Annotated in this window: 5 protein-coding genes; 2 read left to right on the top strand and 3 right to left on the bottom strand. The window is 71.4% G+C overall.

Features of this window, described 5'->3' with window-relative positions; translation table 11 throughout:
* The first annotated feature begins 210 nt into the window (after positions 1-210).
* Entirely contained in the window at positions 211-3,768 is a 3,558-nt protein-coding gene (locus tag AB0E90_RS50645; protein WP_360420891.1) for a glycoside hydrolase family 3 C-terminal domain-containing protein, read from the top strand.
* A gap of 36 nt (positions 3,769-3,804) precedes the next feature.
* On the opposite strand, the gene AB0E90_RS50640 is transcribed toward AB0E90_RS50645, so the two are convergent.
* The 3 genes from AB0E90_RS50640 to AB0E90_RS50630 all read right to left on the bottom strand — a co-directional run bounded on the left by AB0E90_RS50640 (position 3,805) and on the right by AB0E90_RS50630 (position 6,778).
* Positions 3,805-4,512 carry a hypothetical protein gene (locus AB0E90_RS50640; RefSeq protein WP_360420889.1) on the bottom strand — a complete coding sequence of 236 codons (708 nt, stop codon included), beginning with the start codon at positions 4,510-4,512 and terminating at the stop codon, positions 3,805-3,807.
* A gap of 179 nt (positions 4,513-4,691) precedes the next feature.
* The gene (locus AB0E90_RS50635) at positions 4,692-5,933 is read right to left on the bottom strand and encodes an ROK family transcriptional regulator (protein WP_360420893.1); all 1,242 of its coding nucleotides are present in this window, start codon (positions 5,931-5,933) and stop codon (positions 4,692-4,694) included.
* Positions 5,934-5,935: 2 nt separating this feature from the next.
* Positions 5,936-6,778, bottom strand: coding sequence for a PmoA family protein (locus tag AB0E90_RS50630; RefSeq protein WP_360420887.1), 843 nt, complete (start codon positions 6,776-6,778; stop codon positions 5,936-5,938).
* 145 nt (positions 6,779-6,923) lie between these two features.
* Between AB0E90_RS50630 and AB0E90_RS50625 the strand changes: the two genes are divergently transcribed.
* Positions 6,924-8,216: a pectate lyase gene (locus tag AB0E90_RS50625; protein WP_360420885.1), complete on the top strand. Its 1,293-nt coding sequence runs from the start codon at positions 6,924-6,926 to the stop codon at positions 8,214-8,216.

Raw genomic sequence — 8,216 nt, 5'->3', positions numbered from 1 at the left:
GCCGTTGCCAGTCCTCATCAGTCAAATCACCAGCCACGACGAGACAACGATCGATCATCGCAACCAGTGATGATCCGTCAGATGCGCCCTAGCCGTCCGGAGGTTTGTTACACCAGTTGACCTAATGTGGCGGCTCGCATAGCGTGTCCGGAAATCGACAGGCCTCACTGCCCCGGGCCGGTCGAGCGACGCCGGCCCGAGGAGGACACGATGGCGCGCCTGAGGACCCGAGCCGCGGCGCTGGTCGCGGGACTGCTGGCCGCCGGGATCACCCCGGTCGCCCCGGCCCGCGCCGCCGAGCCGGTCGCCCCGATCTATCGGGACACCCGCTACACCTTCGCCGAGCGGGCCGCCGACCTGGTGTCCCGGATGACCCTCGCCGAGAAGGTGGCGCAGCTGCACACCAACAGCGCGCCGGCCATCGCCCGGCTCGGCGTGCAGCAGTACACCTACTGGAACGAGGGCCAGCACGGCGTCAACCGGCTCGGCGGCAACGCCCGGCACGGCAGCGTCGGCGGCGGGGTGCACGCGACCAGCTTCCCCACCAACCTGGCCACGTCGATGTCCTGGGACCCGGAGCTGATCTACCAGGAGACCACCGCCATCGCCGACGAGGCGCGTGGCCTGCTCGACAAGTCGCTGTGGGGGGTCGGCCAGAACAACATCGGGCCGGACCAGAACGCGTACGGCAATCTGAGCTACTGGGCGCCGACCGTCAACATGGCCCGCGACCCGCGCTGGGGCCGCAACGACGAGGGGTTCGGCGAGGATCCGCTGCTGGTCGGGAAGCTCGCCGGAGCGTACGTCAATGGCTTGCAGGGTCAGAGCCGGGCCGGTGAGCAGCTGACGCCGTACCTGAAGACCGCGGCCACCGCCAAGCATTTCGCCCTGAACAATGTGGAGGCCGACCGGCAGTCCGGCAGCTCGGACACCACCGAGGCGAACATCCGCAACTACTACACGCCGCAGTTCCGCAGCCTGATCCAGGACGCCCACGTGTCCGGCCTGATGACCGCGTACAACCGGGTCAACGGCACGCCCGCCCCGGCCGACACCTACCTGGCCAACACGCTGGCCGAGCGCACCTGGGGATTCGCCGGCTACTCCACGTCGGACTGCGGCGCCATCACCGACATCTGGGCCGCCAACCGCCACAACTGGGCGCCCCCGGGCTGGACCACCGCCACCGTGAACGGCCGGACGACCTGGACGAACACGGCAACCGGGCGGCAGCTCTCCGGCGCGGCCGGCGCGCAGGCCTGGGCGTTGCGGGCCGGCACCCAGCTCAACTGCAAGGGCGACGAGTACACCCTGGCGAACGTCGCTGAGGCGATCGGCGCGGGGGTGCTCAGCGAGGGCGTGCTCGACGACGCGCTCGTGCGCGTCTTCACCACCCGGATGGCCACCGGCGAGTTCGACCCGCCCGCCGAGGTGGCCTGGACAACCATCAAGAAAGATCAGATCGAGAGTACGGATCACCAGCGTCTCGCCGAGCGGGTAGCGGCGAACTCACTGGTCCTGCTGAAGAACGAGGGGTCGCTGCTGCCCGCCGACCCGGCCCGCCTCGACCACGTCGTGGTGGTCGGCGACCTGGCCGGCAAGGTCACCCTCGGCGGCTACTCCGGTGAACCGACCGTGCAGGTCAACGCGGTGCAGGGGATCCGGAACGCGCTGCCGGGGGCGACCGTCACCTACGACGCCTGCGCCACCTCGACCACCGCCACCACGCCCGCCGCCTGCGACCCGCAGACCCTGGCCGCCCTGCCGTCGGCCGACCTGGTCGTGGTCGTCGCCGGCACCGACCTCAACGTGGCGACCGAGAGCAAGGACCGGGCGACGCTCGCCCTGCCCGGCAACTACCAGTCGCTGATCGACCAGGTCGGCGCGGCCGGCAACCCGCGGTCGGTGCTGGCGCTGCAGGCGAGCGGGCCGGTGGCGATCGAGCAGGCGCAGCAGAAGTTCCCGGCGGTGGTCTTCGCTGCCTACAACGGACAGAGCCAGGGCACCGCGCTGGCCGGCGTCCTCTTCGGCGCGCAGAACCCCAGCGGGCACCTGAGCTTCACCTGGCAGAAGGACGACTCCCAGCTGCCCGACATGCGGAACTACGGCCTCACCCCGGCACAGACCGGCGGCCTCGGCCGCACCTATCAATACTTCACCGGTACGCCCAGCTATCCGTTCGGCTACGGGCTGAGCTACACCACTTTTTCGTACGGGAGGGTGCGCGCCGACCGTGAGTCCACGACCCCGGACGGCCGGATCACCATCCACGTCGACGTGACGAACACCGGTGCGCGGCCCGGCGCCACCGTGGCCCAGATCTACGCCGTCACGCCCGCCGTCGCCGGCCTCGACCTGCCCGCCAAGCGGCTGGCCGGCTTCCGGAAGACCCGGGTCCTGCAGCCGGGGGAGCGCCAGCAGGTCGCCGTCCAGATTTCGGTCGCCGACCTCGCCTTCTACGACGAGAAGCAGCGCAAGCAGGTTGTCTACCAGGGGCGCTATCAGTTCCAGGTGGCCACCGATGCCGCCCACGTCGCCGGCTCGGCCGACGTCCGGATCCGCGGCCGGATCACTCCGCGCATCGCGTCCGTGACCGTGCAGCCCGACCGGGTCCAGCTCACCCCGGGCGACACGCTGGAACTCGGTGGCCGGAACCCGTGGATCGCCGACGACACCGCCCAGGCCGGCGAGCACGTGCGGGCCGACCGGGTCGTCGAGGCGGTCCGCAACGACGAATCGTTCGCCGACCTCAGCCGGGCCCGGGTCAGTTATCGCAGCAGCAACCCGCGCGTCGCCGCGGTCGGCCCGACCGGCCGGATCAGCGCGATCTCGGCCGGCGTGACCACCATCGCGGTCACCGTCGACGGCGTCACCGGCACCACCCCGATCGTGGTCAAGCAGCCGTTCTCCCTCGAGGTCCCGGCGCTGACCGCGGCCGGGAGCACCGTCACCGCCACGGTCACGCTGCCCAACCCCGGCCCGGTTCCGCTGACCGGCGTCACCCTCGCGGTCAGCGCCCCGGCGGGCTGGACGGCCGCCCCGGACGGCCCGGCCACCTTCTCCTCGGTCGCCCCCGGGCGGACGGTGCGGGCATCGTGGACACTCACCGCACCGGACCGGCCCGGAACCTACGACGTCACGGCCGGCGCCACCTTCCGCAGCGCCAGTGGGCCGGCGACCGCCTCCGCGGTGCAGACCGTCTCGCTGCCGTTCCCGTCGCTCGCCTCGGCCTACGGCAACGTGGGGGTCAGCGACGACGCCCAGCCGGCGGCCGGCAACCTCGACGGCGGCGGCTACTCCTACTCCGCGCAGGCGCTGGCCATCGCCCCCGGCGGGGTCGTCCACCAGGATGGCCTCACCTTCACCTGGCCGGAGTCGGCCGCGGGCAGTGCGGACAACGTGGTCGCGGGCGGGCAGACCATCGAACTCACCGGCTCAGGCACAAAGCTGGGCCTGCTCGGCACGGGCGTCAGCGGCACCGCCTCCGGCCCGGCCACCGTCACCTACACCGACGGCACCACCCAGACCTCCACCATCACCTTCACCGACTGGTACGCGAACAGCCCACCGGCCGCCGGCGCCATCGTCACCTCGCTCGCGTATCACAACACCGCGACCGGCCCGCGGGTCCGCAAGGTCAGCCTCTACTACACGTCGATCGCCCTCGACCCGGCCAAAACCGTCCGCTACCTCACCCTCCCCGACATCAGCCAGGGCGCGACCGCCGCCCAGACCGCCATGCACCTCTTCACCACCGCCGTCGGTTGAGCCGCGCGGTGCGCAGGGCTCAATTACCAGAACCTCTCAGCCCACGCCGAGCAGCCCGCGCAGCGCGTCGGCGGGCTCGAGCGCCGAGTACGCGCTGAATACCACCACGAGAAGCAGCAAGCTCGCCGCAAGCCCCGCGACGAGGCTGGTCGCCCGTCGCGCTACAAAGACCCGCGTGTCGTCGGTGACCCGTCGCGTCCTCAACAATGCGCTGATCAGGACGGCTACCGCCAATGCCGTCCCGGCCTCCGCAACCATGACCCAGTAGTAACGCCCCACCTCGCCCACCAGCACCGTCACCGCGGGAGAGCCGGCCGGACCCAGTAGCTCCTCCGACGCGTCGCCGGACGCGAGCGGCAGCAGCGCGACCAGCGGTACGACGGTCGCCTGAATGTTGAGGATCAGCAGGGCCGACGCGAGACCGGTGAGCACGTTCGCGCCAACTGCGGCCACCGCGTAGCCGGCCGCGCCGCGGCGATATCTTCGCCACAGCGCGGCGGCGAGCAGGCCGAAGGTCATCAGCATGAACAAGGTGATCACCACCTTGATCGCATGCCACTGGAACCAGTAGTCGACCAGGTTTTTCAGCTGGGTGGGTAGCTGCGGTCCGCCGCTCTGCCGGAATTCCACCAGGGCGCGCCCGACGGCACCAGAGAGATCGACCTTGCTCCCCAGCAGCGCGGCCGGGGCGAGCACGAACGCCGCCACCAGCGCCGCGCCGGTGGCCGACAGCAGGGCGATCACGAACCTTGAACTCAAATGACTTTTGTACACGGCGACGAATTTAGGGATCGGCGCGCGAGCCACGCATCGGTCCGCAGGTACACCGGAGCAAGCCAGCACTCGACCGAAAGTCAGACCTTCGACGGCGTGCCATGGTGATCAGGATCGGGGCGGGAAGGGGAGCTGTGCTCACCGGGTGGTCAGGGCCGGGTGCGGGTGATCCAGGTGGACGGGTCGCGGCGGACGTCGTCGATGACGGTTAGGGCGGCGCCGATCACCGCGGCATCCGGGCCGATCGGTGCGGCCCGCACCTCGACCGGCGCCCACCGGGCGGTCAGCACCCGGTCGCCGATCTGCGCCTGGATCTCGTCGGTCAGCCACGTCGCGAGCAGCGAATAGCTGCCGTCGAGCAGGACGGTGTCGATGTCGATGATGTTGATCATCGCGGCCAGCGAGATGCCCAGCGCGGTGCCGGCCCGCTCGAGGGCGGCGCGGATCTCCGGCGATCGGTCGGCCAGCACCCCGATGGTGACCGCCGGGGTCTGGTGCGACGTCGCGCCGGACTTCTGCTCGTCGTCCGGCACGGCCGCGAGGATCGCCTCCAGACCGGCATATCCCTGCAGGCAGCCCTTGGCGCCGCAGGCACAGGCCACCCCGTCCGGGTCCACCGTCACGTGCCCGAGCTCGCCGCTCCAGCCGCGGGCGCCGCGCAGCAACTCGCCGTCCAGCACGATGCCCGCGCCCAGCTCGAAGTCGCCGAAGAGGCACACGAAGTTACGCAGCTCCTTCTCGCTCGCGTGCCACTCGGCCAGGGCGGCCAGGCCGGCCTCGTTGTCGACCGAGACGGTTACCGCATCGGAGCCGAGCGCGGCGCGCAGCCGGGACCCGGCGTCGAAGTCCCGCCACCCGATGGCGGGCGCGAAGCGGACCCGGCTGCGGTCCTGCACCGGGCCGGGGACGGCGAGGGTGACGCCGGCGACGGTGAGACCCTGCGCGGCGGCGGTGCGGATGGCGGCCTTGGCGATCGCGGCCAGGTCATCGATGGTCTGCTCCGGCGACGTCACCGGGTGGGTGCGCGGGGCGAACTCGAGGTGGCGCACCGTTCCGGCGAAGTCGACGACGCAGGCGGTCAGACTGCCCGTGCGCATGTCCAGGCCGAGCCCGGCCGGTCCGGTCCGGGACAGCGTCAGGCCGATCGGCGGGCGGCCGGTGCTGCGTGTGCGGTCCGGGCCGACCTCGGTGATCAGGCCGCCGGTCAGGAGGTCGTCGACCAGGCGGGAGACGGTGGGCCGGGCCAGGCCGGTGGCGCGGGCCAACTCGATGCGGGAGACCGGGGCGGCATCCGCGGCGATGTGCTGCAGGATGAGGCCGAGGTTGTGGGCGCGGACGTTCTCCTGCCGGGCCGGCGCCATGAAGCCGGCCCCGGCACGGCGAGCGGGCATGGTCACGTGGCGAGCTCGGCGGCGAGCGCGGCGGCCCGGTCCCGCGGCAGCAGGCCGTCGGCCACGGCGACGGTGATGCGGCGGGCCAGGGTGCCGGCCGGCGGGAGCATCAGCGGGGAGTCCCAGGACAGCGACGAGCCCACGCCGATGTAGTCGCGGGTGCGCAGGAACCACGGGTCGTCGCGGGTCGGCGGGGACGCGGCGATGAAGACCAGGGTCCACCGTGGTGCGGACACCGCGATCCAGGCGGATCGGGAGCCGTTGACGGCCTCGGTGGTGTCGCCGGAGTCGGCCGAGACCCGGCACCCGCCCGGCCCGGTGGGCGCCCGCCAGAAGAACCCGCCGAAGCCCGCCCCGGCCCGGCCGACCGCGGCCGGGCTCTGGATCCGCAGGGCTCGCCCGGTGCTGTTGGTCAGGGCGAACTCGCAGGTGAGCGCCCAGACGTCGGCGTCGATCGGCCGGGCCGACCAGGTGCGCCGCTCGGTCAGCAACTGCTCACGATCGACCGTCATCCACCGCAGCGAATGCCGCAGCTGAGTCGGCGTGCGCCGCGCCCAGCGGACGTGCTCCTGCGTGCCGTGGTTGTGCAGCCAGGCCGGCCCGTGACCCTCGACGAACGTGCGGCTGCCCCAGAAGTTGTGGCCGTCGATGTCCGCCACCGCGATGCTCGCGCCGAGGTGGTGCAGGTGCGAGGTCGGCCGCAGCGCGGTGACCACGGTGCCGGCCATGGTCCGCACCGGGTGCAGGTAGGGGCGCGGTGACATGGTGCCGGGCAGGTCGGGGCGCCACGCGTACTCGGCGACCGTTCGATCCCCGAGGCGTAACACCGCCGGCTCAGCGCGCATGGCCGCCCTCCTCGTGATCGCCGGGTGTGCAGGATAGCCGCCCGGAAGCTCATCCATCGATGTCCTTGACTTCCTGGACATCGATTAGTAATAGTCTGTAACAAAGTACGGCCCCCACTCCGTATCCGAAAGTGAGGCTCCGCCGATGGCGCGAAGCCGGCTTCTGCGTGCCCTCATCGCGACGGTCCTCACCGTGACCGGCTCGATCGCATCCACCCCGGCGCAGGCCGCCGGGCCGCCCCACGACATCGGCCGTGAGGTGCTCGGCCCCCGGGACGGCTGGGGATCGGCCGAGGGTGGCGTCACCGGCGGGTCGGCCGCGGCCGCCGACCACGTCTTCGTCGTCCACGACCGCAACGAGCTGGCCGCGGCCGTGGCCGGTGACGAGCCGAAGATCGTCTACGTCGCGGGCCGGTTCAACGCCAACGTCGACGCGGCCGGCAACCCGCTGGACTGCGCCGACTACGCCGCACCCGGCTGGGACTTCGACGCCTACCTCAAGACGTACGACCCCGCGGTCTGGACCGGAGCGCCGACGGGGCCCCTCGAAGACGCCCGCAAAGCGTCCAACGCCAACCAGGGCCGGAGCGTCAAGGTCCTGGTCGGGTCGAACACCACCATCGTGGGTCTGCCGCACTCGGCCATCTCCGGGGCGCAGCTCGAGCTGGAGTCGGTGCAGAACGTCATCGTGCGCAACCTGGCGCTGCACGACGCGTACACCTGCTTCCCGGGCTGGAACGGCGACGCCTGGAAGACCGAGTGGGACAACCTGGCGCTGAGCCACACGTCGCACGCCTGGATCGACCACGTGAGCATCGACGACGGCGACCACCCGGACGCGGCCGAGCCGCTGATCTTCGGCCAGCACCTGCTGCGGCACGACGGCCTGCTCGACATCGCCCGGCAGAGCGACCTGGTCACCATCTCCTGGAGCAGGTTCGCCGGGCACGACAAGGGCATGCTGTGGGGCAACGGCGACACCGTCATCGCCGACCGCGGCAAGATCCGCGTCACCATGCACCACAGCGAGATCACCAACCTCGTCCAGCGTGGCCCGCGGGTGCGGTTCGGCCAGGTGCACGTCTACAACAACCTGTACCGCTCCACTGCGGACTCGGGCTACCTGTACTCGTGGGGCGTCGGCATCGAATCGAAGCTGTACGCCGAGAACAACGCCTTCCAGCTGCAGGCGCCGTTCACCGCCGCCACCATCATCTGGGTCTCCAGCGGCACCGCGATCCACGAGAGCGGCACCCTGGTCAACGGCCGGCCGGTCGACGTTCTCGCCGCCTACAACGCCGCGAACGACCCGGACCTGAGCTCCGACGTCGGCTGGACCCCGGTCCTGCACACCCGCATCGACCCGGCCCGGGCCGTCCCGGGACTCGTGGCGGCCGGCGCCGGTCCGCGACTTTTTGTTATCGAAAGGCATCGATAG

This window comes from Actinoplanes sp. NPDC026619, from assembly GCF_040638295.1.
In the GTDB taxonomy this organism is placed as follows: Bacteria; Actinomycetota; Actinomycetes; order Mycobacteriales; family Micromonosporaceae; genus Actinoplanes.
Note: the sequence above shows the minus strand (reverse complement) of the source record. Positions and strands in the feature narration are given on the sequence as shown.